The sequence below is a fragment of the Kribbella sp. NPDC056951 genome, assembly GCF_042674205.1.
Lineage (GTDB): Bacteria > Actinomycetota > Actinomycetes > Propionibacteriales > Kribbellaceae > Kribbella > Kribbella yunnanensis.
In genome coordinates this window covers 141,047-167,977 of record NZ_JBHUQZ010000016.1, presented here as the reverse complement: position 1 = coordinate 167,977, position 26,931 = coordinate 141,047, and the positions used below count along the sequence as shown (strand labels likewise).

Here is a 26,931-nt window from a genome sequence, read left to right as displayed (position 1 = left end):
ACCTGAACCCGGCCCGCCCGGGCCCCGCCCGGGCAACCAACCAACCCATCAGATTCCATGCCCGGCCCGCAAAACACCATTCCGCAACAGCCTCCTGGACCCGAAAATCCTCCGACTAACGCAAGACCCCGAGCATCACGCACCTCAGCCACCGCCCGTCAGCCCCAGACAACGCGAGCCGCGGTCGCCGGGCCTCGCCATCCAGCCCAGCCACCTGCCTGGCCAGCCCTCTTGCTTTGTCGGCCGCCTTTGGTGGTCGAGTCGGGGCACAGGCCCGAAAGAACTCGGCCGGGGACGACCGCTCTGGCTCATCGCCGCCTCCGGCCGACCAAAAAGAAAGCGTGGCCGGGCGCCGCGGTGGCTGAGGCAGATGGCGAGGCCCGGCGACCGCGGCTCCACGCCGCCTAGGGTTGCCGGGCTGCGGTTGCCGTACGGGACAGAGGCCTGCTGGCAGCTGACCCACCCCGCACCTCACCAAACCACCCCGCGCCTCACCACCCGCGCCGCGCCAAACCACCCGCGCCGCGCCAAACCACCCCCGCGCCTCACCAAACCGCTCCGCGCTCATCAACCACCGCGTCTCATCAACCGCCCCGCGCCCCACCAAACCGCGCCGCGCCGCGCCAACCACCCCCGCGCCAACCACCCCCGCGCCAAACCGCGCCGCGCCTCATCAACCGCGCCGCGCCCCACCAAACCGCGCCGCCTCAACAACCACCCCGCGCTCACCAACGCCCCGCGCCTCAACTGCGCCGCGCCCACCAACGCCCCGCGCCTCAACCGCGCCGCGCTTCAGCAAACCGCGCTCACCAACGCCCCGCGCCTCAACCGCGCCGCGCTCACCAACGCCCCGCGCCTCAACCGCGCCGCGCTCACCAACGCCCCGCGCCTCAACCGCGCCGCGCTTCAGCAAACCGCGCTTCAGCGAACCGCGCCGGGCCTCGTTGTGCGTGGCAGTGCGGTGGTGCGTGGGGCGGTACTTTTTTCGCGGATCGCGCCCCGAAGTTACCGACCAGCGTGACCTGCGCGGCCAGCGGCCCGGCCGTACGAGCGAGGGTCAGAGTTTGCGGAGGGTGTGGAGGGACTCGATGGCGTGGTCGATGAGTTCGTCGGCGGTGAAGGGGCGGGCGGATTCGCGGAGGCCGGACCATTCGATGGCTAGGTCTTCGGTGTAGCTGAGCCAGGCGTGGATGCGGAGGTACTCGACCGACGAGCGGTTGTCGGCGACTTCCGGTGTGCCTAGGTAGGTGAGGACTCGGCGGGAGAGGCCGATGCGGGTGTCGTCGTAGACCTCGACGGCGTAGTCGTCGCCGCCGGCGGCGCCGCGGACGAAGGAGATGTACGCGGTGCGTCGGCGGGAGATGAAGGCGACGAACTGGACGAGCATCTCGCGGAGTGCTTCGTCCGGCGGGAGGTCTTCGTCGGGTTTGGTGACTCGCAGGAGGCGGCGGCCGGCGGCGGAGATGACGGCTACGTAGTAGTCGCGCTTGCTCGGGAAGTAGTGGAAGAGCAGGCTCCGGGAGATCCCGGCCTGGCCGGCGATGGCGTCGATCGACAGTTCGTGGATCGGTTTGTCGCGCAACATCATCAAGCCGATCTTGACGAGCTGCTTCTTCCGATCTTCCGCGGTCAATCTGTTGTCCACACTGTTGAGCATTGCTCAAAAGGGCGCTACGGTCAAGATTACCCGGCGGTACCCCGCCGGTTTCGGAAGGAGTGCTGTTACATGGGGTTCGAACCGTCCGCCCGTGCGCAGGACCTGATCGGGCGGGTCGAGGAGTTCATCCGGATCGAGATCGACCCGGTCGAGGCGGAGATCCACGCCGCGACCCGGGCCGCCGCCGATCCGTGGCAGCCGCAGCCGGTGTTCAAAGAGCTGCAGGAGAAGGCCCGCGCCCAGGGTCTGTGGAATCTGTTCCTCCCCCCGGCCGAGCCGGGCAACGAGCAGTACGGCGAAGGTCTGCCGAACCTGGACTATGCACCGCTCGCGGAGCTGATGGGCCGATCGTTCATCGCGCCGTACATCTTCAACTGCAATGCGCCGGACACCGGCAACATGGAAGTGCTGTTGCGCTACGGCAACGACGAGCAGAAGAAGCAGTGGCTGGAGCCGTTGCTGGACGGGACGATCCGCTCCGCCTTCTGTATGACGGAACCGGGCGTGGCCTCGTCGGATGCGACCAACATGGCGGCGACCGCGATCGTCGAGGGGGACGAGATCGTCCTCAACGGGCGCAAGTGGTGGAGCACCGGTGTCGGCAATCCCGAGTGTGAGCTGCTGATCTTCATGGGTCTGACCGACCCGGAAGCCCACCGGTACGCGCGGCACACGATGGTGCTGGTCCCGCGTGATCACCCTGGTGTGAAGGTCGAGCGGTTGCTGCCGGCGATGGGCCGGTACGACGAGCCGTTCGGTCATGGTGAGGTGTCGTTCACCGACGTCCGTCTGCCGGCGAGCAACATCCTGGTCGGCCCCGGTCGCGCGGTCGAGATCGCGCAGGGCCGGTTGGGTCCGGGCCGCGTTCACCACTGCATGCGGCTGATCGGCCTGGCCGAGAAATCACTCGAGCTCGCGCTGCAGCGCGGCACCAGTCGGCAGGCGTTCGGCAAGCCGCTGGTCAACCTCGGCGGGAACCGTGAGCGCATCGCCGATGCCCGCATCGCCATCAACCAGGCCCGACTCCTGGTCCTGCAGACGGCCTACCTCCTCGACACGGTTGGGCTCGCGGGCGCGCTCAGCGAGGTGAGCCAGATCAAGGTCGCCGTACCGCGGATGGCGCAAGATGTGATCGACATGGCGATGCAGTTGCACGGTGGTGGCGGTCTCTCCGATGACACCCCGCTCGCCGCGGCCTGGACGAGTGCGCGAGCGCTCCGGTTGGCCGACGGTCCGGACGAGGTGCACCGCGGGGTCGTCGCACGGATCGAGCTGGCCGGCTATCTCGCCGTACAGAAGGAGGCCAAAGCGTGAGTCGAGTACTGGTCACTGGTGGAGCGAGCGGTCTGGGGGCTGCGCTGGTCGCGCAGTTCGTGGCCCAAGGCCACCAGGTGCTGCGGACCGATATCGGTACGACGTTCGACGGCGACGACGGTCCTTATCTGCGACTCGACGTGCGCAACCCGGCCGACTGGGATGCCGCGGTCGCCTGGTGCGATGAGCACTGGGGTGGACTCGACATCCTTGTCAACAACGCCGGAATCGCGACCGGCGGGCGGATCGATGTCGAGACCCTGGACGAGTGGGACCGCGTCGTCGATATCAACCTGATGGGTGTGGTCCGCGGCTGCCGCGCGTTCACGCCGGTGTTCAAGCGCCAGCGTTCCGGCTACATCGCGAACACGGCGTCAGTCGCTGGGCTGATCCACCCGCCGATGATGAGTTCGTACAACACGGTCAAGGCTGGCGTCGTCGCGCTGTCGGAGACGCTCTCGCACGAGTTGCAGCCGTTCGGTGTGACGGTGTCGGTGATCTGCCCGTCGTTCTTCCAGACCAACCTGGCCGATTCGTTCCAGGGTGCGGACAAGACGATGGAGTCGGGTGCCCGGAGGCTGATCGAGAAGTCGCCGCGGACCGCCGACGACATCGCGACGGTCGTACTGGCCGGGATCGCGAAGAAGCGCTTCCTGATCATTCCGGATCGCCCCGCCCGGATGGCCTACCTGACCAAGCGTTGGGCCCGTCCGCTGTACGACCGGCAGATGCGCAAGTCCGCTGCCCAGGCTCACCGACGCGCAGAACAGGCCCAGCAGACACATGGGTGATGGTGCTCGCGCCGTTCGCGACGAGGACGCGTTCGACGTCACGGCGATGGACACCTGGTTGCGGCAGCACACCGAGCTGCCGCCAGGTGAGCCGACGGTCAAGCAGTTCTCCGGCGGCGCGTCCAACCTGACCTACCTGTTGAGCTACCCCGGGCACGACCTGATCCTGCGTCGGCCACCGGCCGGGACGAAGGCGAAGAGTGCGCACGACATGGGTCGCGAGTACCGGATCCAGGCGGCGCTCAAGCCGGTCTTCCCCTACGTCCCGACGATGGTTGCCCACTGCACCGATGATGCGGTGATCGGCTCGGAGTTCTACGTGATGGAGCGGGTCGCGGGCACGATCCCGCGCAGCTCCGCGCTCGGCGTCGACCTCACCCCGGAGCAGACCGGTCAGCTCTGCCGCACGCTCATCGACCGGCTCGTCGACCTGCACGAGGTCGACCCGGCCGCGGCCGGTCTCGCGGACCTCGGCCGCGGCGAGGGGTACGTCGGCCGCCAGGTCAGCGGTTGGTCGGACCGGTACCGCAAGGCGAAGACCTGGAACGTGCCGAGCTACGAGAAGGTGATGGCGTGGCTCGCGGCGAACCAGCCGGCCGACGTCCGCACCTGCGTGATTCACAACGACTTCCGGCTGGACAACGTCGTACTGGCTCCGGATGATCCGCAGCGGGTGGCCGGGATCCTGGACTGGGAGCTGGCGACGCTCGGCGATCCGTTGATGGATCTCGGCGGCGCGCTCGCGTACTGGGTGCAGGCCGATGACGACTGGGCCTTCCGCCGGTTCCGGCTGCAGCCGTCCGCTGAGCCGGGAATGCTGACCCGCGCCGAGATCGTTGCCTACTACACCGAGCGGTCCGGGCTGAAGCCGGAGAACTGGGCGTTCTACGAGGTGTTCGGGTTGTTCCGGCTGGCGGTGATCGCGCAGCAGATCTACTACCGCTATCACCACAAGCAGACGCGCAATCCGCGGTTCAAGAACTTCTGGCTTCCGGTGAACATGCTCGAGCGGCGTTGCCGGCGCATCATCCGGCAGGCCTGACGTGGGTGTCATCTACTTGGTCCGGCACGCGCAGGCGTCCTTCGGGGCGCGGGACTACGACAAGCTCTCGGATCTCGGCGAGCAGCAGGCGGTTGCGCTCGGCAACACCTTGCGGGCTCGTGGGGTGCAGCCGGATCTGGTGATGTCGGGTTCGATGCACCGGCACGCGCAGACGGCCGAGCTGGCGGGATTCGGTCCCGAGGTCGACCACGGGTACGACGAGTTCGACCATGACCAGGTGATTGTCGCGCACAAACCGGCGTACAAGGTCCGGGCGGTTCTGCTCGCCGATCTGGCGCGCAAAGGGAACCCGAAGCGGGCCTTCCAGGAGATGTTCACTGCGGCGACCGACCGCTGGGTCAACGGCGGTGACGGCTACACCGAAACGTTCCAGGCGTTCTGCGACCGCTCCGACGACGCAGTACGGCGTACTGCCGGGCGGCTCGGCAAGGGCGAGACCGCGCTGGTGTTCACATCCGGCGGACCGATCGCGGCCGTCGTCAGCCGGCTCTTGTCCGGGGGCGACGGGCTGTGGGGCAAGCTCAACCCGGTCACCATCAACACTGCGATCACGAAGGTCGTGTCCGGCCGCAGCGGACTGACTGTGGTCAGCTACAACGAGCACGGTCACCTCGACAAGCAGGAGCTCACGTACCGATGAGACGGAACATCTTGATCACCGGCGCGAGCGCCGGCCTCGGCGAGGAGATGGCGCGGCAGTTCGCGGCCAAGGGCTACAACCTCGCGTTGACCGCGCGGCGCGAGGATCGGCTGGCCGCGCTCCGCGACGAGTTCCTCGGCAAGCATCCCGGGCTCACCATCACCATCCACAAGCTCGACGTCACCGATGACGAGCAGGTGTTCACCGTGTTCCGCGAGGCCGACAAGGCGCACGGACAGCTCGACCGGATCATCGTCAACGCTGGGATCGGCAAGGGCGCACCCGTCGGCACCGGCCGGCCTGAGGTGAACCGCGAGACCCTGATGACCAATTTCCTGGCCGCATTCACCCAGGCCGAGGCCGCGATGGAACTCTTCCGCGCCCGCAACGCCGGCCACTTGGTGTTCATCGCTTCCGCCGCCGCTCTGCGCGGACTGCCCAAGACCATCACCGCGTACGCCGCCGCGAAGGCGGGCGTCGCCTCGCTGGCTGAAGGTCTGCGGATGGAGATGCTGAACAAGCCGATTACGATCAGCACGATCTCTCCCGGCTACATCCGGACCGCGCTGAACGAGAAGGTCAAGAGCACGCCGCTGATCGTCGACACGGTTCCCGGCGTCCGCTCGATGGTTGCCGCGATCGAGGCCGAGAAGGCAGTCGCCTATGTTCCGGCCTGGCCGTGGGCGCCGCTCGCGCGATTCATGAAGGCTGCGCCGTTGCCGATCTTGAGGAAGTTGATCTGATGCGCTGGGGTCTGACCGTTCCGCTGACCGGGGTTCCGTTGCGGGACCACAAGCCGTTGATCACCGAGCTCGCCTCGCTGGGCTACACCGATCTGTGGTCGGCCGAAGTGGCCGGTGCGGATGCGTTCACGCCGCTGGTGCTGGCCTCCGAATGGGACGACCAGTTGCGGTTGGGCACGGCCGTCGTACCGGTGCACACGCGCGGACCGGCCGCGCTCGCGATGAGCGGGGCGGCGCTGGCCGATCTGGCGCCGGGGCGGTTCGTGCTCGGGATCGGGGCGTCGTCGGAGACCATCGTGAGCGGGTGGAACGGGATCGCCTACGACCCGCCGTACGCGCGGACCCGTGATGTCTTGCGGTTCCTGCGGCAGGCGTTCGCGGGGGAGAAGGTCGACGGGACGTTCGACAGTTTCACGATCAGCCGGTTCCGGCTGGAGAAGGCGCCCGACGTACCGCCTTCACTGATGCTTGCTGCGCTCCGCCCGCAGATGCTTCGCCTGGCTGCCCGCGAGGCCGATGGCGCGATCACCAACTGGCTCTCGGCGGACGATGTCCGCCAGGTCCGCGCTGAGCTCGGCCCCGACAAGGAGCTGGCCGCGCGGATCTTCGTCTGCGTCACCGAGGATGCCGAGATGGCCCGCAACATCGGCCGCTTCCTGATCGCCACCTATCTGACGGTCCCCGGGTACGCCGCCTTCCACGACTGGCTCGGTCGTGGGCCCGCGATGAAGCCGATGCGCGAGGCCTGGGCCGCGGGCGACCGTAACGCCGCGATGGCCGCCGTACCGGTCGAGGTCCTCGACGCGTTGATCGTCCACGGTACGGCGGAAGAGTGCCGAGCCCACATCAACCGCTACGTCGCGAACGGCCTCGACACTCCGATCATCGCCACGCTGCCCACCGGCACCAGCCTGATCGAGACGGCTCGAGCCCTCGCCCCCTAGACCGTCCGCAGCACGAACGACTTCACACACGGTTGACCGGCAACCTCCACCACGAGGACCCCGCCGGCGGTCGCCCCCTTCATGGTGCCGCCGAGCGAGAACACCGCGATCGCCCCCGCACCGCTCACCTGAGCCTTGCTCACGGTCAGCGAAGCCGGCCGCCGGACGAACTGCTCGATCAGCGTCGGAATCGCTTGCTTGGTGTCCACGCAGCCGAGCGCCGTGGCACCCTTCGCGTCGTTCGCGTTCAGGAGTGTCACGAACCGGGCAGCCAGCTGCGCCGAGTCGGACGGCGGGATGGCGGGCCGCGGCGTGATCGGCAGCGGCTTGACCGGGACTGTCTTCACCGTGGCGCTCGGCTTCGGCTTCACCGACGCGGTGAGCTTCGGAGGCGGCGCCACCGAGGTGATCGGGGCAGGAGGCGGAGTCGAATTGTCCGGTTTGATGCTCGAGACAACCTTCGTGGCGACCCAGGCGCCCGTGCCCAGGACGACGATCAGCAGCAACAGCATCAGCACGATGAACAGGCCGGCGCGACTCTTCCGCGGCGGTCGGCCGTAGTCAGGCGCCGCCATACCGCCCGGTGGTTGGTAGCTCACAGCCGATGCTCCCGCAGCCACGTGGTGGCCCGCCGATTGGATGCCCGCGACAACCAAGCGTCCTGGATGATCTCGGTCAGCTCCTGCTTACCGAGCTCCCCGATCCGGCTCGCCCGGACCAGCACCGACGGGTGCCCGTCGAAATGCGGCGTACTGAAGAACGGCGTCGACTCGTCCGACACCAGCGCCAGCTTCTCGTCCTCGGACTCGGTCCAGATCATGATCACGTCGTCGTACTTCTCCCCGCTCACCGGATCGACGGCGTCAGGCCGAGCCGTCCGGAAGAATACGAACGACTTCCCGCCGATTTGATACACCGGCCGCTCGGTCCCGTCGTCCCGCTCCCACACCGTCACGAACGGCATCCCCAGCGCAATGGCGTGCACATCCGCAACCCGCGCCTTCCGGTCCGCCATGGCCTGATCGTACGGCGGCCTGAACCGGCCGAAGCCTAGGATGGCACTCCGTGAAATTCCCGTCACGGTATGAGGTCGGGTGAAGTGCTTGTGGACGAGCGAGCTCCGCTAGGCGGATACGAGGTGCTGCGGACCCGGGATGTCGACGAAGCCCGGTTCCGGGTCGGGCAGACGTTCGCCGACCATCGGCTGACGATCAATGCGCAGCCCGAGCGGTTCGAAGCTCGTCACCACGTGGTGCCGCTGGGGTCGATGGCGCTCTGCTACCTCGACTACGGCTCCGAGGTCTGGCTGACGCCGGGACCCATCGGCGACATGGTGTGGGTGCACCTCCCTTTGAAAGGCTCGGTCGCCACGTACGGGCATCGGGAGCGCGTGCTCTCCACGTCTGCCACGGCGACGATCGCCCAACCTGATCAGCCGTTCGCGATGCACTGGCAGGCGGGCAGCCCGCATCTGCTGGTCAGGTTCTCCGCAGCTGAGCTGCGCCAGATGTTGGGGCGGATGGTCGATGCCGACCTGAAGCAGACACTGCGCTTCGCACTCGGTCAGGATCTGCAGACGAAGCGGATGAGTGCCTGGATGGACATGGTCCGGCTGGTCTGCCAGCAGGTGGACAGCGGCCACGACCTGCTCACCCATCCACTTGCTGTCCGCAACCTCGAACAACTGCTCACATCGAGCTTCTTGCTCGGCAGCGAGCACTCCTTCACCGACCTCCTGAACAAACCGGAGCGGTCTGCCCCGCCCCGCACTCTGCGGTTCGCGCTCGAGTTCCTGCATGCTCACCTCGCCGACCCGATCACCGTGGAAGAGATCGCAGCTGCGGCGGGAGTGGGCGTCCGCGCGCTGCAAGAAGCCTTCCGTCGGCACCTGGACACGACTCCCTCGGCGTACCTGCGGACTCTTCGGCTGGAGCATGCCCGGCAGGACCTCGTGGCCGGGTGTCCAGGGAACACCTCGGTTACCGACGTGGCGCTGCGGTGGGGGTTCGTTCACCTTGGCCGGTTCGCAGCCGAATACCGGAAGACCTTCGACGAGTACCCGCGCGACACCCTGCTGCGCCAGTGACCGGTGCGCATATCGGCTGACCTCACCGCGTCGATCGGATAGTTCGTCGTCGACCGCCTCCCTAGGGTCGATAGATCTTGCGTCCGGCTGGGAGATGGTGTGACACAACGAGGTCTATGGCAGGTCGTCGTACTCGGCCTGGTCGTCGGTAGTGCCGTCACCGCCTGTGGTGGCGATCCGAAAGTGGCACCGCAACCTGGCCCGGCGACGACTGCGAGCCCGACACCGACGGCTTGGACCCGGCCGGACGGGGTCGCCATTTTGACCAAGTCCTCGACCGGCTACACGGTGCGGATCTCCGACTGGAACACCGGCGCCCGGGTTGAGGACCTGCCGTTCCAGTTGACCGACGGCGGCTTCGAACCGCACGTGCGGTCAGATCTCCGGTACGCCGCTCGTCGCAACGGCTACGCGACCATCGAGCTGTACAAGCCGGAGCGGGACACCGGATTCGTGCTCGCGGCGAGTCTGAAGGACCAGGCGGCCAGCTTCGGCGGCGGCAAGGTGGAGCTCGACGAACCTCGTTTCAACCCGGCCACCGGCCGGCTCTGGGTGACCGCCACCCCGACCAAGGGCGATCCGTACTACCTCTCGGTCGATCCGGAGCAGCCGACCGCCAAGCCCCGCCGGGAATCGACCCGACAAGCTGGGCTGCGTCCCTGGGAGTGGGGATTCGACAGCAAGGGCGCACTGGTCGAGACGCCCGACTGGAGCAAGAAGACCATCACCGTGGCTGGCAGCAAGGGCTATGCGTTCAAGTACGCGACGTCCAAATCCGGCGAGATCGTGTACGCCGGTCTGATGTTCACCGCCAATCCCACCTACGGCCGAGACGCCTATCAACTGCTCGCCGAACTCGCACCAGGTGATCTCCTGCTGCGGTACGTCTACCCCGGCGCGAACGACGACGAGGGGACCGTGCTGCGCGTGAGCTTCGACGCGAAAGCCAAGACAGTCCGGTATCGCACGGCCATCCCGGCCAGCGCCGACCGCGTCGTCTTCCAGGCGCTCGCCCCCGACAAGAGCGCCGTACTGGTCGCCACCACGTCCGCCTGGTACCGCGTCCCGCTGGCCGGCGGCGGTGACCAAGCCGAGCCGCTCCCAGCCGCGCGGTCGCGGGAGATCGGCGAGGAAGTCGAGGTCATCAGCTGATGCGCAAGAAGTTGATCGTCGTGGTGATCGCAGTGCTGGCAGTGTTCGCGCTGACCGGCTGCTTCCGGTATCGCGCGGAAGGCACGATCGACGCCAACGGGCTGGTCAGTGGGTCGATCGTGATCGGCTACGACCGTGAGTTCGTGAAGCAGCAACCCGGTCAGGGCGTGTACGCCGACCTCAGCCGGTTCATGAAGGCCAATGCGGCATCGGTCTCGAAAGGAACCGCGTCGGTCGCGCCGATGGACGAGGGCCAGTTCCGCGGTTTCCGCATCACCTTCAGCGAGGTCGCGCTGGCTGACTTCGTTCAGTTGATGCGGCACGAAGAGGTTCGCGCGGGGGAGACCGGCGGGCTCGACTACCGGCTCAGCCGACAGGGTGACGAGTTCGTCTTCGACGCGCGAGTTCTGCCCGACAAGGGCGGCCAGTTCCCCATTCCTCCGGAGACCTTCGAGCGGGCCGAACTCATGGTGTCGCTGACCTTCCCAGGGAAGGTCGTGTCGTCCAACGGCACGGTGTCGGGGAACACGGTGACCTGGAGCCCGACCATCACCGACATGCCACACCTCACCGCGACGGGCAAGGCCGACCAACCCGTCGACGTACCGACCGAAGGCGATGCCAAGCCCGTCGGCGCGGAAGAATCCGGTGGCGACAGCAACGGCGTACGGGCGGCTCTGGTCGCGGGAGCGGTCGTCCTGTTGGCGGCCGCGGTCGGCACCGTCTGGGTGGTACTGCGCCGCCGGTCCCGATGACGGCCGCCGCTAGGGGACGCCGGACTGCTTTGGTAGTCCTCATCGTCGCCGCCCTGCTCGCGGGAGCCGGTGTGCTGGCGTGGCGTGGCCTGGCGCCGCGAACGGGGCAGTTGGTTGTCGAGGTGTCCGGACTGCCACCCGAGACCGCCGGGCGCGTGACAGTTGAAGGAGCGGCCGGCTTCCGGCAGGCGGTGACATCCAGTACGACGCTCAAGGTCGCTCCGGGAAAGTACGTCGTCCGCGTTGATCCGGTCGACCTTCCGGACGCGAAGACCTATCCGGCCGACGAACTGTGGTCGGCGAATGTCGTGGCCGGTGGCGCGGCGACGGTACGCGCGGCGTACAAGATCCTGATTCCCGACACCACCGTCGTACTGGACCCTGAGGCGCCGGGTCTGGTGTCGCCGTCGACCGGTAAGCAGCTCTCCTTCGAGGCCGCGACAGCTGGGCTGAAGGATGTACGGGCGGGCCACTTCGTCGTCATCGCGGAAGGCCCGAAGACGCCTGAGTTGGTCGTTCGCAAGGTGCTCTCCGTGCAGAAGGCCGCCGGCCGAATCAACCTGGACACGGCACCGGCGTCGCTCGAGCAGGCCGTGCCACGCGGGGTGTTGAGGTTCGAAGCAGCCGACAAGCTCAAGCCGGTCAGCTACCAGGAGGCCGGCGTCCTCGCCGAGATCGACACCTGGAAACACCGCCTCGGGCAATGCGGTATCTCCAGCCCGCGGATCAGCTACAAGATCCGCGACTTCGACCTCAACTTCGACGGCAGCGATCTCGAGTGGTCGGCATCGCCCTTGAATCCGTATGTGAAGCTCACGCTCAAGTCCCGCTTCGGCTACCAGAGCACGATCGGTCTCGAGGCCGGGCTGGGCGGCCACTGCTCCCATGATGACGAGGTCAAGCTGGTCAGCTTGCCGAAGAGATTCACCAAGGCCATCAAGATCGGCAAGGTGAAGGTGAACGGCACCATCAACCTGGTGTTCAAAGCCGAGGTCGCGGCGACCGCAGCGGCGACCGCGGCCTGGACCCAAACCGTCGATTTCACCGCGCAGGCCGAAGCCCGCAGTGGTCGCGGTGCCGGCGTGGACTCGGACTTCTCGGGCTGGCCACCGAAGTTCGCGTTCACCGGATCACCAAAGGTCGACGGCAAGCTCTCGGGCAGCCTGAAGATGGGCTTCCGGTTGCGCTTCTCCAGCGGTGATGCGCTCAACTTCATCGAGGTCGGGCCCAGCTACGACCTCACCGACGGGGTTCGCTTCACCATCACGTCGGAAGGCGAAGCCTCGATCGACCAGATCTACACGGCCGGGGTGAGCCATCGGTACAAGCTGCTGGGCAAGCGCTTCGGCTACCGCGTCTTCGACCTCTCCTGGACCAACCGGGTTTGGACCGGGAAGGCCGAACGCCTGAAGCCACCCTCCGGTACGGCGTACTACGCGGCGCCCGGTGCGGACGGCGGCCAACTGGCGCTGTACGCCAAGTCCAACGCCGAACCCGCACGTGTCATCAACCCCTCCGTGCCGTACGGCGTTGCCCTGTCGCCCGACGGGAAGCGGCTGGCCTGGATCGATGTCGCTTCGGGCACCAACGTGATGATCAGCGATGTCGACGGGCGTCATGCCCGCCAGGTGGCGACTGCCCCGAACCGGCACGGTCTGTGCCAACTCCTGGCTTGGTCTGCCGACTCAGGCCACCTCTTGTACCCCGCCGCCAACGAGCAGTGGGCGGTCGTGGAAGTTGCCACCGGCAAGCAAACCGCCGTACTGCAAGGGATGGGGTGTTACCCGGTCTGGGCGCCCGACGGCCAGCACATCGCCTGGTACGACCACGGGCCCGGCAGTACGGCGAACATCCGGATCACCGACGCGAGCGGCACCACCGTGCGCTTCGTCCCGTATGTCGACGGAGTCGCCGACATCTGCTTCAACACGTTCGCCGCCCTCGCACCAGGCGGGAACACGATCCTCGTCGATCCGGCCGAACCCAGCCGGCACGCCTGCGGAGACGGACCCGGACGTGTCCCCTCCGCCGGCGTCATCGCGGACACCCGGACCGGCAAGGTCATCACCACCGGGGTCGGTCAACCGCTGCGCTCGGGCGTCTACCTGCCCGACGGCCGCCTGGCCGCGCTGACCGCTACGTCCTCCGAGTTGGTTCTCGTCGGCACACACGGTCAAGTCCTCGCCCGGCAGCACGACCCGACGTTCAGCCAGGGCGCGATCCTTCTGCGCTACCTCCCCAACTGACCTCACGGCCTCGGTAGCGTCATCGCCGATGATGCCTGCTGCGAGACCGCTCGGTCCGGATGCCGAAGGACAGTGGGTACGTCGATGGCTGTCGCCGGAGTGGAACCGCGTGGTCGACGCCTGGGTGGCTGACCGGCTCGATGGGCGGATCATCGGTGAGCCGGTCACCTATCGGGCGCGGCTGTGGTCGGTGACTCGGTGCTATCCGACGAGCGACGGGCTGGTGTGGTTCAAGGAGAACAACCCCGGTCACCGGTTCGAGGCCGCCCTGGTCGCCGAGTTGGCTCGCCTGGTGCCGGACGATGTGGTCGTGCCGCTGGCGGTTGAGCGGGAGCGCGGTTGGCTGCTCGCACCCGATCACGGTCCGACGCTGACGCGCGCCGATGTGGCCGACCAGGCGACCCGGTGCACGGTGGTGCGGGCGCTGGCTCGCCTGCAGTGCGCCGTACGGGGGCGGCTCGAGATTCAGCCGGGGATGGTGACGCTCGCACCTGCCGAGGCGGGCGACCGGGTGCGTGCGATCGCTCGGGAATGGGCGACGTTGCCGCGGGGACATCCGCTCCGGATCGGGGCCGGTGAGCTACAGCGGGCGGAGGCGGCGGCCGACGTACTGGATCGTCGGCTCGCACACCTAACCGAGGTCGAGCTGGAGCTCAACGATGTGTATGCCGGGAACATCTTCGCCGAGGGCCCGCGGTTCTTCGACTTCGGCAATGCGATCTGGGGACACCCGTTCGTGTCGCTGCACAGCTTCCTCACCTCGGTTGTCGAATGGACCGGCATGCCGCTGCGGCAGGCGGACCGTGAGGAGCTGTACGACGTCTACCTCGCGATCCACGGTGGACGTCGTACCGACCTCGTCGCCACCGAAGTCCTCGAACGTGTGCATCGACTCGTGTCGTGGGTCCGCCTGATCCCGCACGCGGATCCCGTCGAGCTCCGCGCCCGGGCTGAGATCCCGCTCAAGTACCTTGCGGGAGCCACAGGGTGAAGACCGAGCCCTCGCCTAGTTTGCTGGTGACGGTGATGCGGCCGTGGTGGGCTTCGGTGAGGTGTTTGGTGATGGCCAGGCCCAAGCCGCTGCCGCCGGTGGAGCGGCTGCGGGACTGTTCGGCGCGGTAGAAGCGGTCGAACAGGTGCGGGAGGTGTTCGTCGGCGATGCCGGTGCCGTTGTCGGTGACGGTGAGGTTGTAGCCGTCGTCGACGCGGCGGACGCCGACGACGATGGTGCCGCCGCGCGGGGTGTAGCGGATCGCGTTCGAGACGAGATTGCCGAGGGCTTGGCGCATCCGGGCGCTGTCGATCGAGACGACGGCCTCCGGTGGGACGTCCGCGGTCAGGGTGACGCCGGCGGTCTCGGCGGCCGGGCGGTGGGCGAGGACGACCTGCTGGGCGAGCTCGCTCAGGTCCCGCGGGGCGGGGTGCAGGCGGAGCATGCCGGCGTCAGCCAGGGCGAGGTCCTGCAGGTCGGCGACGAGGTGTTCGAGGAGGCCGGTCTCCTCCAGCAGCGACGTGACGAGCTCTCCGTCGAGCGGTACGACGCCGTCCTCCGACGCGACCAGGTAGCCCTTGATATTGGCCAAGGGGGTTCGGAGTTCATGGGCGACATCACTCACCATGGCCTTCCGCTGGAAGTCGCTGCGCTGGATCGATTCGGCCATCGCGTTGAACGCGTGCCCGAGCCGCGCGACCTCGTCCTTGCCGGTCACCGGTACCCGGGCCGCGTGGTCGCCGTTCCGCATTCGCTGGGCTGCGCCGGTCAGTGCGACGATCGGCCGCACGAGCCGACGACCGGTCAGCAGCATCACCAGCGCCGCGATCAGCATCACGCCGAGCGCGGTTGCCGCCGTACGGAGCATCCCTTCACCGGAGAACACGTTGAACGTGCTCTTCGAGCCGAGATAGAGCTTCGCCGCCGGGGCGACGTACGGCGCGATCGCCTGCGAGCGGGCTTGCGTGCTGCACTCGAAGAACTCGGCGGTGACTGTCTGCTTGTCCTTCGGCGTCACCGCGCGCAGACCGTCGGTCGCCTCGGTCAGGTTGAAGTCGATGTTTGCCGCTGCGAGGCACGCCGAGGCCCGCCGGATCTCGTCGTCGTTCACGAGCTTCGCCTTCGCGCTCGGTGCGTACAGCCCTTTCGGCACGCAGCGATCGGCAGCGTTGGTGTTTGCGCTGCCGTTGCCGCCACCGGCTGCGGCGTCGGCGCTCTCGAACGTCGTCATGCTCGGGGTCGGCCGCCAGACCTGCCGCACGTTGACCCCGTCCGTCCCTTCGGCCTCGAACGCCACCATCGGGGCGCCATCGGTGACCGAGACGTCCGCCTTGATTCCGTTCGCCGCCAGGCACCGGCTCGCCCGCTCGGCGAGGACCTTCCGTTCCTCCTGCTCCGCGGCGGTCAGGCCCCAGTTGTAGCTGAGTGGACCCGCCGCCGCCCTGGCCGTCGTCATCTGGACCGAGTGACCGGCGGCTGGTGGTGCCGGGGCGACGGAGACCGACTGGAGCGCGCCGGCGAAGACGAGCCCGCCCTCGGTCCGGGCGTCGATGGTTGCCGCCGGCACCGATGGGAGCTCGGGCGCGGCACCGAGCATCCGGGCCGAATCCGCGATCACGGTGCCGTCCGGCCTGGTCAGCGCGATCCGGCGGCCGAGATCGTCGGCGAGTCGACGGACCTCTTTGTCGACACCCGACCAGCCGGAGTGGTTCAGCGCATAGCTGCTCAGCTCGGCATAGATTCGGCCGTCGACCTCGAGTTGGCCGGCGTTCTCCTGGAGCTCGCCCTGCAACTGCTCGGTGGTGCTGTACGACGCGATCACGGCGGTCGCGACGACCGCGCCGAGCGCGACCGCGAGGGACAGACCCAGGAACCGGAACAGCAGACTACGACGCATCGGACACCACCTTGTCGGTCAGCTTGTAGCCCACGCCGTACACGGTTTTCAGGTACGTCGACCCACCGAACTTCTTCCGCAGGTTCATCACATGTACGTCGATCGTCCGGTCGAACACGTAGTGGTCGAAGCCGAACGCGTGCTCCAGCAACTGCTGCCGGGAGAACGCCCGCCCGGGCGACGCGGCCAGGCAGGCGAGGATCTTGAACTCGGCTGGTGTCACCTCGACCAGCTCGCCGGTCAGCCGGACCTCGTGCCGGGTCGGGTCGATCTCGAGCGCGCCCACCCGGTACACCTCGCCCTCACCGCGGCTGCGCGTCCGCCGCAGTACCGTCCGGACTCGGGCCACCAGTTCGCGCGGGTTGTACGGTTTGGTCAGGTAGTCGTCCGCGCCGAGATCCAGCCCGAGCAACAGATCGTCCTCGGTGGATCGCGCGGTCAGCATGATGATCGGGACCCCCGCGTTGTCACCACCGTCGGCCCGGAGCACCCGGCAGACGTCCAGACCGTCCACCTTCGGCATCATCACGTCGAGCACCAGCAGGTCGGGGCTGCGCCGGCGAGCCTCGTCGATCGCGGCCCGGCCGTCGTGCACGACAACCGTCAGATGCCCCTCCCGCTCGAGGTACCGCCGAATCAGCTCCGCCTGTTTCACGTCGTCTTCGGCGACCAGGATCCGCGCAGGCATGTTCCCTAATGTCGCCGAACATCATGAGAATCCGATGAAGATCGACTGAGAGCATCGGGTGCAAACCGGTCCTTCACAGGTTCTTCACAGCCCGGACGGCACGCTCCAGGCCATGAGAACCTCACGGACCGCACTTGCCGCCCTGGCCGTTCTGGCGCTGGCAGCCTGCGGGAACAACCAGGACAAGACGCCGGTCGCCGGCGACAGCAAGAGCGACAAGAGCCCGCTGGCCGAGTACATGGGCGACGGGTTCATCAGTTCCGGTGGTAGCGGGATGATCCGCGCCACCCGGGCCGGGGGCAGTGGCGGACCGACCGCGGAGGATCTGGACAAACAGCGCAAGGTCGAGGACTCGATCGTCGCCTGTATGAAGACGGCCGGGTTCGAGTACGTCGCGGTGCCGCCGGAGCAGAAGCCGAAGAGCAAGTTCGCCGAGGCGTTCGACCTGCCGCCGGACAAGTTCGCCGAGCAGTACGGGTACGGGATCAGCACGATCGACTGGTCGAAGGCCGACGCCGAGGACTCCAACGACCCGAACAAGAAGATCCGCGACGCCCTGTCCAAGTCGGCGCAGAAGTCGTACGACGAGGCGCTGAACGGCAAGGGCGGCGGGAACGGCGTCGCCGTCGCGGTCCCGGCGGACGGCGCCCCGGGGAAGCCGCCGTTGGACATGGGGTGCCGGGGGAAGGCGTTCAACGAGGTGTTCGGCGACCCGGGCAAGCACGAGGACGACTTCAAGAAGTACGACGCGCTGTTCAAGGACCTGGAGGCGTTGAACAAGCGGGTCACCAACGACCAGCGAGTCGTCGACGCGACCAAGAAGTGGTCCGACTGCCTCGCCGATGCCGGCCACTCCGGCTTCAGCAAGATCGACGACCCGCGGGAGTCGATCCAGAAGAAGCTCGACGAGCTGACCGGCAACAAGGGGCCGGGCGGCAAGGCCGACGACGGGCCGAGTGTCACGATCGGCGGACCGCCGTCGTTCGACAAAGTCGACGCGGCCAAGCTGGGTGAGCTGCGCAAGTCCGAGACCGAGCTTGCCGTGGCCGACCAGAAGTGCAAGGCCAAGGAGTACGACAGCCAGTTCAAGACCGTGCAGTACGCGATGGAGAAGGAGTTCGTCGCCGAGCACAAGGCCGAGCTCGAGGCGTACCGCGACGGAATGGCGAACCGGTGACCGCAGGACCCAAGTCGCGGCGGCAGATCCTGGTCGGGGTGGCCGCGCTCGCGGCGACCTCGCTCGGGGTCGGCGTCGTGGCCGGTGCCCGGATCACCTCGCCGGAGGATGCGGCCGCGAAGACCGCGCCGCCGAAGGCGTCCCAGATCACGGTCCCGGTCGAGAAGAAGGCGCTGGCCAGCAAGGTGGTCGGCCGTGGTGACGCGTCGTTCGACGGCGCGGTGAACATCCGGGTCGAGACCAGCGGCCTGACCACCCCGGCGATCGTGACCGGGAAGGTGCCCGGGGTCGGGTCGACCATCACCGAGGCGAAGGCACTGCTCGAGATCGTCGGCCGGCCGGTGATCGCGCTGGCCGGCGTACTGCCGATGTACCGGACGATGACGCCGGGGAGTAAAGGTCCCGACGTACTGCAGCTGGAGAAGACGCTGGACCGGCTCGGGTTCGACCCGGGGAGTGTCGACGGCGAGTACGACGGCGGTACGGCGCGGGCGGTGCGTGAGCTGTACGAGAAGGCCGGGTACGACGCGCCCGAGGCGGACCAGCAGCTGAAGGATGCGGTCGACCAGGCCAAGAAGATGACCGACGCGGCGAAGAAGGCACTCCGGCAGGCGCAGTCGCAGCTCGCTCAGGCCAAGAAGGCGAAATCTCCGGACCTCACGGTTCAGAAGGGTGCGGTCGAGGACGCCAAGGAGGCTCTGGAGGACGCCCGCGACGCGCAGGATGAGGCCGAGCTGAAGGCGGAGACGCCGCTGCCGGTCTCGGAGATCGTCTATGTGAAGTCGCTGCCGCGGCGGGTCGACAAGGTGAACGTCGAGCGCGGCGGTACGGCGAGCGGCACGGTGATGTCGGCCAGCGGCGCGGCCCTCGTCGTCACGGTCAAGGTGGACGCCGCCGCGGCCGAACACCTCAAGGCCGGTATGGCGGCCGAGCTGACCCTCGGCGACGGCTCGACCGTGAAGGCGAAGATCAAGCGCCTGACCCGCAAGGGCGAGTCGTACGACGTCGTGGTCGGCCCGGACAAGCTCACCCCGAAGCAGCTCGAACAGCTCCGGGACGCGAACGTGAAGGTGACGATCCCGGTGAAGAGCACGAACGGCAAGGTCCTCACCGTGCCGGTCGCCGCACTCTCGGCCGGTTCGGACGGCGGTTCGCGGGTCGAGGTCGTGCGCAACGGCAAGACCGAGCTCGTCCCGGTGAAGGTCGGACTGACGGCGGATGGGTACGCCGCCGTGACGCCGACCGGCGACGCGAAACTCGACGAAACCGACCAAGTGGTGGTCGGAAAATGACCATCGAGTTCGAGATGTCGCCGGTGGCGGTCGCGCTCCCGGCGCCGGTCGTGGAGATGATCGGCGTCCGCCGGGTTTTCCCCGGACCGCCCGAGGTGGAGGCGATCCGGGACGTCGACCTGGTGATCCGGCAAGGCGAGTACCTGTCGATCGTCGGCCCATCCGGCTCCGGCAAGTCCACCTTGCTGCACCTACTCGGCCTGCTCGACAACCCGAGCGGCGGTGTCTACCGCCTCGACGGCGTAGACACGATGAGCCTCCGCGAGCGCAGACGCGCCGTACTGCGGGGTGAGCGGATCGGCTTCGTCTTCCAGTCGTTCCACCTGCTAGCCCACCGCACCGTGCTCGAAAACGTGGCGCTCTCGATGGTGTACGTCGGAGTCCCGCGACGCGAGCGCATGTCACGCGCCCGCGTCGCGCTGGAACGAGTCGGGCTCTCCCACCGAATGGACTTCGGCCCAACCACCCTGTCTGGCGGTGAACGCCAACGCGTAGCCATCGCCCGAGCCCTGGTCGCCGAACCAAGCCTCCTCCTCGCAGACGAACCCACCGGCAACCTGGACAGCGTCAACGCCGAAGCCATCCTGGAGTTGTTCGACGAACTCCACGCCGGCGGCATGACCCTGGCCGTCATCACCCACGACGACCACGTCAGCGCCCGAGCCCAACGCCGCGTCCGCATCGTCGACGGGACCCTCCAATGGTGACCCCACCAGCAGGCCCCCCGGACTATCCCACCGGCGGGCCGTCCACTCCCGGGCGGCCGCGGCGACGCGGCCGCCCGCGGATCGCGTTGGCCCGCCTGATCGGTCGCGCAGCTCCGGCGCGCCCCCACCTCGACTCCACAGTTCCCGGCAGTGCACGTCGTTCCAGGCCGGCAGTGCGGGATGTGTTGGACGAGGCATTGGCTGGGGTGGCGGCTCGGCCTACTCGGCTGATTCTGACGACCCTGGGCACGGTGCTGGGCGTTGCGGCGTTGGTGGGGACTGTCGGGCTTGGGCAGACGGCGGCTGGGCAGATTAGTCAGAAGTTTGATTTGGCTCAGGCGACTCGGGTGGTGGTGGCACCGGATGAGAACCAGGGGCAGGAGGGTGAGGCGGCTACCGAGTTGCCGTGGGATGCGCCTGAGCGGCTTGGGCGGTTGAACGGGGTCGACGCGGTCGGGACCGTGGCGACGCTTGATGTCGGCGATGACCTGGTGAGCAGTGTGGCTGGGTTGAACGGCGGTGAGGGTAAGGCGTTGACGGTGATGTCCGGTTCGGCCGGGCTGTTCGACGCGATCCGCGCCGTACTGAAGACCGGGCGGTTCTTCGACGCCGGGCACGACCAGCGCGGTGACAAGGTGGTTGTCCTCGGCAAGCATGCCGCCGAGCGCCTCGGCATCAACCGGGTCGACTCCTCACCGGCCATCTTCATCGGCGACCAGGCGTACACCGTGATCGGCATCCTCGACTCGGTCTCGGGCCGCGCCGAGCTCAACGACGCGGTGATCATGCCGAACGGAACGGCCAAAACGGCGTACAAACTCAAGTCACCGGACGCGATCGAGATCCGGACCGCCGTCGGCGCCGCCCAGCTAATCGCCGGTCAGGCCCCGAAGGCGATCCAGCCGAACGACCCGAGCAAGCTCAAGGTCGACTCACCGCCCAAGCAAGGCGCCGTACGCAAAGGTGTCGAGTCCGACCTGAACGCGCTCTTCCTGCTCCTAGGCGCAGTCGCGCTCCTCGTCGGCGGCCTCGGCATCGCCAACGTCACCCTCCTCTCCGTCCTCGAACGGATCGGCGAGATAGGCCTCCGCCGAGCCCTGGGCGCCGCGCGACGACACATCGCCGCGCAGTTCCTGGTCGAGAGCGTGATCGTCGGACTGCTCGGTGGACTACTCGGTACGGCGGTCGGCGTCCTGCTCACCGTCGGCGTCTCGTTCGCGAAGGACTGGACGCCGATTCTGGACAACAAACTGGCGTTCGGATCACCCTTGCTGGGCGCGGTCATCGGCCTGATCGCCGGGACCTACCCCGCCTGGAAGGCCTCCGCCATCCAGCCGATCACCGCGCTGCGCGGCGCGTGAGTAGAGCACCGCGGTGACCGCGAAACCGAGCACGATGAATGCCAGCACCGGGTAGGACTTCCCGCTGTCGGGCAGGATCACCGCACCGAGTGCAGCCGCGGAGACCTGTCCGACATTGAAGATCATGTCGTAGAGCGAGAAGACCCGGCCGCGGAAGACATCGTCGACACCCGTCTGGACGAGGGTGTCGACGCTGATCTTCACGCCCTGTGCACAGAACCCGGTCAGGAACCCACCGACGATCAGCGCCGGCTGCGTGAACAACCCGACCGGTACGACGGTCACCACCGCCGCGGCCGCGAACAGTACCGTGATCCACCGCCGCAGCGACATCACCCGCGTCGCCCACGGCGTGACCAGCGCGGCCACGAAGATGCCGACCCCGACCATCCCGGTCGCGATCGCCAGCGCACCGAACGCCTCATCCAGTCGATCCGGACCGTAGAAGTAATTGCGATACAGCAGAATCATCGCGACCGTGATCAGCCCGAAGAAGAACCGCAGCGACCCGATCGCCGCCAGCCCGAGCGCCGCCTGCCGCCGCTCCCGCAGATGCCGCCCGCCATCGACCAGCCCCTTGGCGATCGTCCGGATCGCCTCGACCAGACCGGGTTCGTCACCCTGCAAGTCCGGCCCGAGTTGGTCCCGGCGCAACCGCAGTGCGAGCAGCGCAGCACCGACGTACACGAGCACAGTCAGTCCGAGTACGGCGAGATCCGAGTCGACCAGGAGTTTCACCCCGGCCCCGACGCCACCGCCGACGAGGAAGGACGCCGTACCGGATGTCGGGGTGACCGCGTTCGCCATCACCAGCTCGTCGCGCTCGACCACATGCGGCAGCCCGGCCGACAACCCCGACAACAGGAACCGGTTCACCCCGAGCGTCAGCAGCACCCCGAGATAGAACGGCACCCCGGCGTTGCCCGCCGCAACGATCACGCCGACCACGCACACCAGACCCGCCCGGGTCAGGTTCGCCCCGAACAGGATCTGCCGCCGCGACCACCGGTCCAGCAACACCCCGGTGAACGGACCCAGCACCGAGTACGGCAACAGCGCCACCGCGAACAGCCCGGCGATCGCCGCCGCGTCCGGCGCCCGCTCCGGCGAGAACAGCACGTACGACGCCAGCGCGACCTGGAACACCCCGTCGCCGAACTGCGACGTCAGCCGGACCGCGAACAGTCGCCGGAAGTCCCGCCGCCGCAGCAACGTCCCGAGATCCCGGATGAACCGCACGCTCGAACTCTAGGCCCCCAAGTAGTCCGCCAGCACCGCCGGATGCCCGAGCATCGGGAAATGTGCACCAGGCATCTCATCCGGCACCACCCCGAGTCGCTCCAGCGTCACCCTGCGCAGAAACGCCGCCGGGAACAGCAGGTCGTCCCGCGCGATCACCGCACGCGTCGGTACGTCGGGCCACTTGTCGAACGCACACGGGTCATCCATCGGCCCACCCGACTGCTCTCGCAGGTGCTGCCGCGCCTCAGCCGCCAGCTCCGCCGGCAGGTCGTGGAAGAACAGGTCTCCGTCCGCCGACTCCAACCCAGTGTTCCCCCACCACTCACCGATCCGCTCACCCGGTGCCGGCACCATCGCTGCCACCAGCACGACCTCCCGCACCGGCAGCCGCTCACACAGCGGCACTCCGACGAACCCAGCCATCGAATGAGCCACCAGTGTCACCGGCTCACCGGGCGGTACAGCGTCCACCACCGTGTCGACGTACTGAGCCAGTCCAGCCGCGGGATCATCGATCGGCAGTTCCGGCGCAATCACCTCATGACCGCGTCGGGTGAGCTCAGCCGCCAGGCGGTGCCAGTGCCACGACGAGCTGGCCGCACCGTGGATCAGGACGAAACGCATGGCACTCACCTTATGGTGGCGGGATGGACCGGTCCGGCTTCCCGCATTTCCTGCCGATCACACTGCGGTGGAAGGACAACGACGTCTACGGGCATGTGAACAACGTCGAGTACTACAGCTTCTTCGACACCGTGATCAACGACTTCCTGATCCGGGAGGGCGGGCTGGACATCCACGGCGGTGCGGTGATCGGGCTGTGTGTGGATTCGCAGTGCACGTTCAAGGCGTCGCTGGAGTTTCCGGGCGTGGTCGACGCGGGCCTGCGGGTGAGTCAGCTCGGGAACTCGAGTGTGCGCTACGACATCGGGCTGTTCCGAGAAGGTGTTGAGGAGCCTGCTGCGACCGGGCGGTTCGTGCATGTGTTCGTGGACCGGGAAGAGCGGCGGCCGGTGCCGATTCCGGACCGCATCCGTGAGGCGTTGGAGGGGATCACCGGATGATCGTGCGCGGCGCCGTACTGCGGGAGATGGGACTACCCAAGCCGTACGCCGAGTCGCAGCCGCTGCGGATCGAAGAGGTCGAGCTGGCGCCACCTGGGCCGGGAGAGCTGCTGGTGCGGATCCGCGCGGCCGGGCTGTGTCATTCGGACCTGTCCGTGATCGACGGCTCGCGGCCGCGGGTGATGCCGATGCTGCTCGGCCACGAGGCCACGGGTGAGGTGGTTCAGTCAGAGGCTCCTGGCTTCACAGCGGGCGACGCTGTTGCTTTTGCGTTCGTCCCTGCGTGTGGTGAATGCGGTCCGTGTGCTGAGGGCAGGGCTGCGCTGTGCGAGCCCGGTGCGGCTGCCAACACCGCCGGCACGCTGCTGTCCGGCGTACGGCGCCTGGACGGAGTGCACCACCACCTCGGCGTCTCCGGGTTCGCAGACCACGCAGTGGTGTCCGCGCGGTCCGCAGTGAAGATCGACTCGACGTTGCCCCCGGAAATCGCCGCCCTGTTCGGTTGTGCCGTCATGACTGGGGTGGGTGCAGTCGTGAACACCGCACAGGTCCGGGCCGGCCGCAGCGCCGCCGTCTTCGGACTGGGCGGTGTGGGCCTGTCCGCCCTTCTGGGTGCGGTGCTGGTTGGAGCACACCCGATCGTCGCGGTGGACGTCGTACCGGAGAAGCTCGAGCTGGCCCGCTCTCTCGGTGCCACGCACACAGTCCCGGCTGGCTCTGACGCAGTGGAAGCGATCCGTGACGCCACCGCCGGTGGTGCGGACTACGCCTTCGAGACGGTCGGCAGCGGCAAGGTGCTCGAGCAGGCGTACGCCGCCACCCGCCGCGGCGGGACCACCGTCACAGTCGGTCTACCGCACCCGTCGCAGTCGTTCAGTGTGCCCGCTGTCAGCCTGGTCGCCGAGGAACGCACAGTGAAGGGCTCCTACCTCGGCTCAGCGATCCCCAGCCGCGACATCCCGCGGTACATCGCGCTCTACCAGGCCGGTCGCCTCCCGGTAGACCGCTTGCTCACCGCAACCGTCGGCCTCGACAACCTCAACGAAGCCTTCGACACCCTCGCCGCCGGTACGTCGATCCGCCAGGTACTAGTCCTCTGACCGTCGAGCGTCCAGTACGGCGAACGTGTTCGCCTCGCGCGCTCGCGCCTCCGGCGTGAAGTTGTCGCCGAAGTCGTCAGCCGTCGCGACCCGCCGGAGCTCGATCCCGGACGTGTTTCCGTGATCGGCCGCGAAGCAGCGCTTCGCCCACATCAGCGCCTCCTCGCGGGACTCGACCTCGATCAGGCAGAATCCGGCGATCAGCTCCTTGGTCTCGGCGAACGGGCCGTCGACCACCCGTGGCGTGCCGCCGCCGGCACCCAGCAGCCGGAAGCCCTCAGAGCTCGGCAGCAACCCTTCACCCGCGAGAAGCACGCCTTTCTCGGCCATCTCCGCCATCACCTGGGTCATCTCGTTCAGGCTCTGCTCGCTCGGCTGCTCCCACGCTTCGGAGCCGGCGCTGGCCCGCATCATCATCACGTATCGCATGCCCACATCAAACGTTAAATCCGCCGAAAAACGTATACAGCGGGGCAACCGATCAGGCAGGCTACGCACAGTGCGTTCTCACATACCGCTCGTGAGGCTATGTCAAGTGAGACACGCGGAGTCCCTGAGGAGGACCCCTCTATGCACACCCGCCCCCGCCGCATCGGTGCCATGGTCGGCGCCGGTGCCGTAGCGTTCGGCGCCCTGGCCGTTGTCGCCGGAAACTCGGCCGACGCCCAGCAGCAGCCGGCCCCCACCCCGATCGACCAGTTGCTCGGCCAAGAGCTTCAGGGCAAGGCCGCGCTCGGCCGCGTCCAGACCCGGCTCACAGAGCTTGCCGACCGCAACGGAATCGCCGCTGCCAAGCTGCAGCAGATCCTGGCCACCGACAAGACCAGCTGGCTCGACCGTGACGGCAAGCTGTTCTTCCGTGAGCCGACCACCGGCGCGAAGGCCGCGCCCACCGCCTCGCCCCGCTGGGCGACCAAGGCCGTCGCCGCGGCGACCGGTCCGGCGTTCGAGCTGCACAGCAAGCCCGGTTCGAACCGCGTGATCTACCTGGACTTCGATGGTCACACGATCTCGGGGACCGCGTGGAACACCGGCGGCAAGCCCGCCACGGTCAACGTCACGCCGTACGACACCAACGGCAACACGGGCACCTGGAGCACGGCCGAACAGGACGTCGTACGGGATGTCTGGGCTCGGGTCGCCGAGGACTACGCGCCGTTCGACGTGGATGTCACCACGCAGGCGCCGGCCGAGTCCGCGATCACTCGCTCCGGCTCGTCCGACCAGCAGTACGGCACTCGCGTGGTCATCGACCCGACCTCCTGGTATCAGTCCGGCTGTGGCTGCGGCGGTGTCGCGTACGTCGGTGTGTACGACAACACCAGCCAGCACTCGTACTACCAGCCCGCTCTGGTCTTCACCAAGGGTGTCGGCACCGGCGCGAAGAACATCGCCGAGGCCGCGGCGCACGAGGCCGGGCACAACGTCGGCCTGAGCCACGACGGTACGTCGTCCGTCGGGTACTACCAGGGCCATGGCGCCTGGGCGCCGATCATGGGTGTCGGCTACTCCAAGGCGATCAGCCAGTGGAGCAAGGGCGAGTACTCCGGTGCGAACAACAAGGAAGACGACTTCGCCGTCGTCGGCCAGAACGGGCTCGCGCTGCGCACCGACGACCACGGCAACGCGACGAGCAACGCCACCGAGCTGACGCTCGGCACCGCAGCCTCCGGCGTCTACGCCAGTGACTCCGACGTCGACGTGTTCCGGATCGACCTGTCCGCCGGCACCTTCAAGTTCGCGGCCACCTCCGGCGGAGACCTGGACATCAAGCTCCAGCTGCTCGACTCGGCCGGCAACGTCGTCGTCACCAACGACCCGGCCGCCGGACAGTCGAACTCGGCGACCCCGACCGGTCTGAGCGCCAGCATCACCCGTCAGGTCGCAGCGGGCCGCTACTACGTGCGGGTCGACAACGTTGGCTACGCCAACCCGCTGAACACCGGCTACTCCACGTACGGGAGCCGTGGCGCGTACACGGTGCGTGTGACTGCCGGCTAGCAGTACCAGAAGCTACCCGG

General features: G+C 67.8%; 26 protein-coding genes. 18 read left to right on the top strand and 8 right to left on the bottom strand.

Annotated elements, in window-relative coordinates; all coding sequences use genetic code 11:
* Positions 1-1,057: 1,057 nt before the first annotated feature.
* Positions 1,058-1,645, bottom strand: coding sequence for a TetR/AcrR family transcriptional regulator (locus ACFTSF_RS38075; RefSeq protein ID WP_344160525.1), 588 nt, complete (start codon positions 1,643-1,645; stop codon positions 1,058-1,060).
* An 81-nt stretch (positions 1,646-1,726) separates the two neighbouring features.
* On the opposite strand from ACFTSF_RS38075, the gene ACFTSF_RS38070 reads away from it, so the two are divergent.
* Genes ACFTSF_RS38070 through ACFTSF_RS38045 form a run of 6 tightly spaced genes read left to right on the top strand, consistent with a single transcriptional unit; the run spans position 1,727 to position 7,152 of the window.
* The gene (locus ACFTSF_RS38070) at positions 1,727-2,971 is read left to right on the top strand and encodes an acyl-CoA dehydrogenase family protein (RefSeq protein WP_380160048.1); all 1,245 of its coding nucleotides are present in this window, start codon (positions 1,727-1,729) and stop codon (positions 2,969-2,971) included.
* Positions 2,968-3,762, top strand: coding sequence for an SDR family NAD(P)-dependent oxidoreductase (locus ACFTSF_RS38065; RefSeq protein ID WP_380160046.1), 795 nt, complete (start codon positions 2,968-2,970; stop codon positions 3,760-3,762). Before ACFTSF_RS38070 ends, ACFTSF_RS38065 begins: the two co-directional genes overlap by 4 nt.
* The gene (locus tag ACFTSF_RS38060; RefSeq protein WP_380160044.1) at positions 3,755-4,804 is read left to right on the top strand and encodes a phosphotransferase family protein; all 1,050 of its coding nucleotides are present in this window, start codon (positions 3,755-3,757) and stop codon (positions 4,802-4,804) included. Before ACFTSF_RS38065 ends, ACFTSF_RS38060 begins: the two co-directional genes overlap by 8 nt.
* Before the next feature lies 1 nt (position 4,805).
* A complete protein-coding gene (locus tag ACFTSF_RS38055; protein WP_380160042.1) occupies positions 4,806-5,465 on the top strand; it encodes a histidine phosphatase family protein in 660 nt (219 codons plus the stop codon).
* Positions 5,462-6,208, top strand: a complete 747-nt coding sequence (locus ACFTSF_RS38050; protein WP_380160040.1) for an SDR family oxidoreductase — start codon at positions 5,462-5,464, stop codon at positions 6,206-6,208. Before ACFTSF_RS38055 ends, ACFTSF_RS38050 begins: the two co-directional genes overlap by 4 nt.
* Positions 6,208-7,152 (top strand): LLM class F420-dependent oxidoreductase, encoded by a 945-nt coding sequence (locus tag ACFTSF_RS38045; RefSeq protein WP_380160038.1) that lies wholly within the window; start codon positions 6,208-6,210, stop codon positions 7,150-7,152. Before ACFTSF_RS38050 ends, ACFTSF_RS38045 begins: the two co-directional genes overlap by 1 nt.
* Here ACFTSF_RS38045 and ACFTSF_RS38040 read toward each other — a convergent pair.
* Both ACFTSF_RS38040 and ACFTSF_RS38035 read right to left on the bottom strand, forming a co-directional pair.
* Positions 7,149-7,751 (bottom strand): hypothetical protein, encoded by a 603-nt coding sequence (locus ACFTSF_RS38040; protein WP_380160036.1) that lies wholly within the window; start codon positions 7,749-7,751, stop codon positions 7,149-7,151. The genes ACFTSF_RS38045 and ACFTSF_RS38040 overlap by 4 nt on opposite strands.
* The gene (locus tag ACFTSF_RS38035) at positions 7,748-8,167 is read right to left on the bottom strand and encodes an MmcQ/YjbR family DNA-binding protein (RefSeq protein ID WP_380160034.1); all 420 of its coding nucleotides are present in this window, start codon (positions 8,165-8,167) and stop codon (positions 7,748-7,750) included. Before ACFTSF_RS38035 ends, ACFTSF_RS38040 begins: the two co-directional genes overlap by 4 nt.
* Before the next feature lie 69 nt (positions 8,168-8,236).
* Here ACFTSF_RS38035 and ACFTSF_RS38030 point away from each other — a divergent pair, with 69 nt between their 5' ends.
* The 5 genes from ACFTSF_RS38030 (at position 8,237) to ACFTSF_RS38010 (ending at position 14,382) form a co-directional block, all read left to right on the top strand.
* Positions 8,237-9,238 (top strand): AraC family transcriptional regulator, encoded by a 1,002-nt coding sequence (locus ACFTSF_RS38030; RefSeq protein WP_380160033.1) that lies wholly within the window; start codon positions 8,237-8,239, stop codon positions 9,236-9,238.
* Between the two features lie 99 nt (positions 9,239-9,337).
* Positions 9,338-10,390 (top strand): hypothetical protein, encoded by a 1,053-nt coding sequence (locus tag ACFTSF_RS38025; protein ID WP_380160031.1) that lies wholly within the window; start codon positions 9,338-9,340, stop codon positions 10,388-10,390.
* Complete coding sequence (locus ACFTSF_RS38020; RefSeq protein ID WP_380160030.1) at positions 10,390-11,145, top strand: LppM family (lipo)protein; 756 nt, start codon at positions 10,390-10,392, stop codon at positions 11,143-11,145. The genes ACFTSF_RS38025 and ACFTSF_RS38020 overlap by 1 nt, the downstream gene beginning before the upstream one ends.
* A gap of 29 nt (positions 11,146-11,174) precedes the next feature.
* Complete coding sequence (locus tag ACFTSF_RS38015) at positions 11,175-13,391, top strand: TolB family protein (RefSeq protein ID WP_380160028.1); 2,217 nt, start codon at positions 11,175-11,177, stop codon at positions 13,389-13,391.
* Between the two features lie 28 nt (positions 13,392-13,419).
* Complete coding sequence (locus ACFTSF_RS38010; protein WP_380160026.1) at positions 13,420-14,382, top strand: hypothetical protein; 963 nt, start codon at positions 13,420-13,422, stop codon at positions 14,380-14,382.
* On the opposite strand, the gene ACFTSF_RS38005 is transcribed toward ACFTSF_RS38010, so the two are convergent.
* Both ACFTSF_RS38005 and ACFTSF_RS38000 read right to left on the bottom strand, forming a co-directional pair.
* Positions 14,354-16,279 carry a sensor histidine kinase gene (locus ACFTSF_RS38005; protein WP_380160024.1) on the bottom strand — a complete coding sequence of 642 codons (1,926 nt, stop codon included), beginning with the start codon at positions 16,277-16,279 and terminating at the stop codon, positions 14,354-14,356. The genes ACFTSF_RS38010 and ACFTSF_RS38005 overlap by 29 nt on opposite strands.
* Positions 16,269-16,967: a response regulator transcription factor gene (locus ACFTSF_RS38000; protein ID WP_132408655.1), complete on the bottom strand. Its 699-nt coding sequence runs from the start codon at positions 16,965-16,967 to the stop codon at positions 16,269-16,271. The genes ACFTSF_RS38005 and ACFTSF_RS38000 overlap by 11 nt, the downstream gene beginning before the upstream one ends.
* Positions 16,968-17,079: 112 nt before the next feature.
* On the opposite strand from ACFTSF_RS38000, the gene ACFTSF_RS37995 reads away from it, so the two are divergent.
* The 4 genes from ACFTSF_RS37995 to ACFTSF_RS37980 are packed head-to-tail and all read left to right on the top strand — an operon-like array spanning position 17,080 to position 21,504.
* Entirely contained in the window at positions 17,080-18,144 is a 1,065-nt protein-coding gene (locus tag ACFTSF_RS37995) for a hypothetical protein (RefSeq protein ID WP_380160022.1), read from the top strand.
* On the top strand, positions 18,141-19,436 hold the full coding sequence (locus ACFTSF_RS37990) for a peptidoglycan-binding protein (RefSeq protein ID WP_380160021.1): 1,296 nt from the start codon (positions 18,141-18,143) through the stop codon (positions 19,434-19,436). The genes ACFTSF_RS37995 and ACFTSF_RS37990 overlap by 4 nt, the downstream gene beginning before the upstream one ends.
* Before the next feature lie 14 nt (positions 19,437-19,450).
* Entirely contained in the window at positions 19,451-20,143 is a 693-nt protein-coding gene (locus tag ACFTSF_RS37985; RefSeq protein ID WP_344161680.1) for an ABC transporter ATP-binding protein, read from the top strand.
* Entirely contained in the window at positions 20,140-21,504 is a 1,365-nt protein-coding gene (locus ACFTSF_RS37980) for an ABC transporter permease (protein WP_380160019.1), read from the top strand. The genes ACFTSF_RS37985 and ACFTSF_RS37980 overlap by 4 nt, the downstream gene beginning before the upstream one ends.
* On the opposite strand, the gene ACFTSF_RS37975 is transcribed toward ACFTSF_RS37980, so the two are convergent.
* Together ACFTSF_RS37975 and ACFTSF_RS37970 are read right to left on the bottom strand one after the other, a co-directional pair.
* On the bottom strand, positions 21,406-22,743 hold the full coding sequence (locus tag ACFTSF_RS37975; RefSeq protein ID WP_380160017.1) for an MFS transporter: 1,338 nt from the start codon (positions 22,741-22,743) through the stop codon (positions 21,406-21,408). The two genes, ACFTSF_RS37980 and ACFTSF_RS37975, sit on opposite strands and share 99 nt — an antisense overlap.
* Before the next feature lie 9 nt (positions 22,744-22,752).
* Entirely contained in the window at positions 22,753-23,370 is a 618-nt protein-coding gene (locus ACFTSF_RS37970; RefSeq protein ID WP_380160015.1) for an alpha/beta fold hydrolase, read from the bottom strand.
* 23 nt (positions 23,371-23,393) lie between these two features.
* Here ACFTSF_RS37970 and ACFTSF_RS37965 point away from each other — a divergent pair, with 23 nt between their 5' ends.
* Both ACFTSF_RS37965 and ACFTSF_RS37960 read left to right on the top strand, forming a co-directional pair.
* Entirely contained in the window at positions 23,394-23,810 is a 417-nt protein-coding gene (locus ACFTSF_RS37965; protein ID WP_380160013.1) for an acyl-CoA thioesterase, read from the top strand.
* A complete protein-coding gene (locus ACFTSF_RS37960; protein ID WP_380160012.1) occupies positions 23,807-24,910 on the top strand; it encodes a zinc-dependent alcohol dehydrogenase family protein in 1,104 nt (367 codons plus the stop codon). The genes ACFTSF_RS37965 and ACFTSF_RS37960 overlap by 4 nt, the downstream gene beginning before the upstream one ends.
* On the opposite strand, the gene ACFTSF_RS37955 is transcribed toward ACFTSF_RS37960, so the two are convergent.
* Positions 24,899-25,339, bottom strand: coding sequence for a YciI family protein (locus ACFTSF_RS37955; RefSeq protein WP_380160011.1), 441 nt, complete (start codon positions 25,337-25,339; stop codon positions 24,899-24,901). The two genes, ACFTSF_RS37960 and ACFTSF_RS37955, sit on opposite strands and share 12 nt — an antisense overlap.
* A gap of 141 nt (positions 25,340-25,480) precedes the next feature.
* Between ACFTSF_RS37955 and ACFTSF_RS37950 the strand changes: the two genes are divergently transcribed.
* On the top strand, positions 25,481-26,911 hold the full coding sequence (locus ACFTSF_RS37950; RefSeq protein WP_380160010.1) for a PPC domain-containing protein: 1,431 nt from the start codon (positions 25,481-25,483) through the stop codon (positions 26,909-26,911).
* Positions 26,912-26,931 lie beyond the last annotated feature (20 nt).

What these genes read in the sequence shown, in the direction of transcription:
- ACFTSF_RS38070 (WP_380160048.1), top strand. Translation starts at nt 1,727, where the DNA reads ATGGGGTTCGAACCGTCCGCCCGTGCGCAGGACCTGATCGGGCGGGTC.
- ACFTSF_RS38060 (WP_380160044.1), top strand. Translation starts at nt 3,755, where the DNA reads ATGGGTGATGGTGCTCGCGCCGTTCGCGACGAGGACGCGTTCGACGTC.
- ACFTSF_RS38050 (WP_380160040.1), top strand. Translation starts at nt 5,462, where the DNA reads ATGAGACGGAACATCTTGATCACCGGCGCGAGCGCCGGCCTCGGCGAG.
- ACFTSF_RS38045 (WP_380160038.1), top strand. Translation starts at nt 6,208, where the DNA reads ATGCGCTGGGGTCTGACCGTTCCGCTGACCGGGGTTCCGTTGCGGGAC.
- ACFTSF_RS38035 (WP_380160034.1), bottom strand. Translation starts at nt 8,167, where the DNA reads ATGGCGGACCGGAAGGCGCGGGTTGCGGATGTGCACGCCATTGCGCTG.
- ACFTSF_RS38030 (WP_380160033.1), top strand. Translation starts at nt 8,237, where the DNA reads ATGAGGTCGGGTGAAGTGCTTGTGGACGAGCGAGCTCCGCTAGGCGGA.
- ACFTSF_RS38020 (WP_380160030.1), top strand. Translation starts at nt 10,390, where the DNA reads ATGCGCAAGAAGTTGATCGTCGTGGTGATCGCAGTGCTGGCAGTGTTC.
- ACFTSF_RS38010 (WP_380160026.1), top strand. Translation starts at nt 13,420, where the DNA reads ATGATGCCTGCTGCGAGACCGCTCGGTCCGGATGCCGAAGGACAGTGG.
- ACFTSF_RS38005 (WP_380160024.1), bottom strand. Translation starts at nt 16,279, where the DNA reads ATGCGTCGTAGTCTGCTGTTCCGGTTCCTGGGTCTGTCCCTCGCGGTC.
- ACFTSF_RS38000 (WP_132408655.1), bottom strand. Translation starts at nt 16,967, where the DNA reads ATGCCTGCGCGGATCCTGGTCGCCGAAGACGACGTGAAACAGGCGGAG.
- ACFTSF_RS37995 (WP_380160022.1), top strand. Translation starts at nt 17,080, where the DNA reads ATGAGAACCTCACGGACCGCACTTGCCGCCCTGGCCGTTCTGGCGCTG.
- ACFTSF_RS37985 (WP_344161680.1), top strand. Translation starts at nt 19,451, where the DNA reads ATGTCGCCGGTGGCGGTCGCGCTCCCGGCGCCGGTCGTGGAGATGATC.
- ACFTSF_RS37970 (WP_380160015.1), bottom strand. Translation starts at nt 23,370, where the DNA reads ATGCGTTTCGTCCTGATCCACGGTGCGGCCAGCTCGTCGTGGCACTGG.
- ACFTSF_RS37965 (WP_380160013.1), top strand. Translation starts at nt 23,394, where the DNA reads ATGGACCGGTCCGGCTTCCCGCATTTCCTGCCGATCACACTGCGGTGG.
- ACFTSF_RS37960 (WP_380160012.1), top strand. Translation starts at nt 23,807, where the DNA reads ATGATCGTGCGCGGCGCCGTACTGCGGGAGATGGGACTACCCAAGCCG.
- ACFTSF_RS37955 (WP_380160011.1), bottom strand. Translation starts at nt 25,339, where the DNA reads ATGCGATACGTGATGATGATGCGGGCCAGCGCCGGCTCCGAAGCGTGG.
- ACFTSF_RS37950 (WP_380160010.1), top strand. Translation starts at nt 25,481, where the DNA reads ATGCACACCCGCCCCCGCCGCATCGGTGCCATGGTCGGCGCCGGTGCC.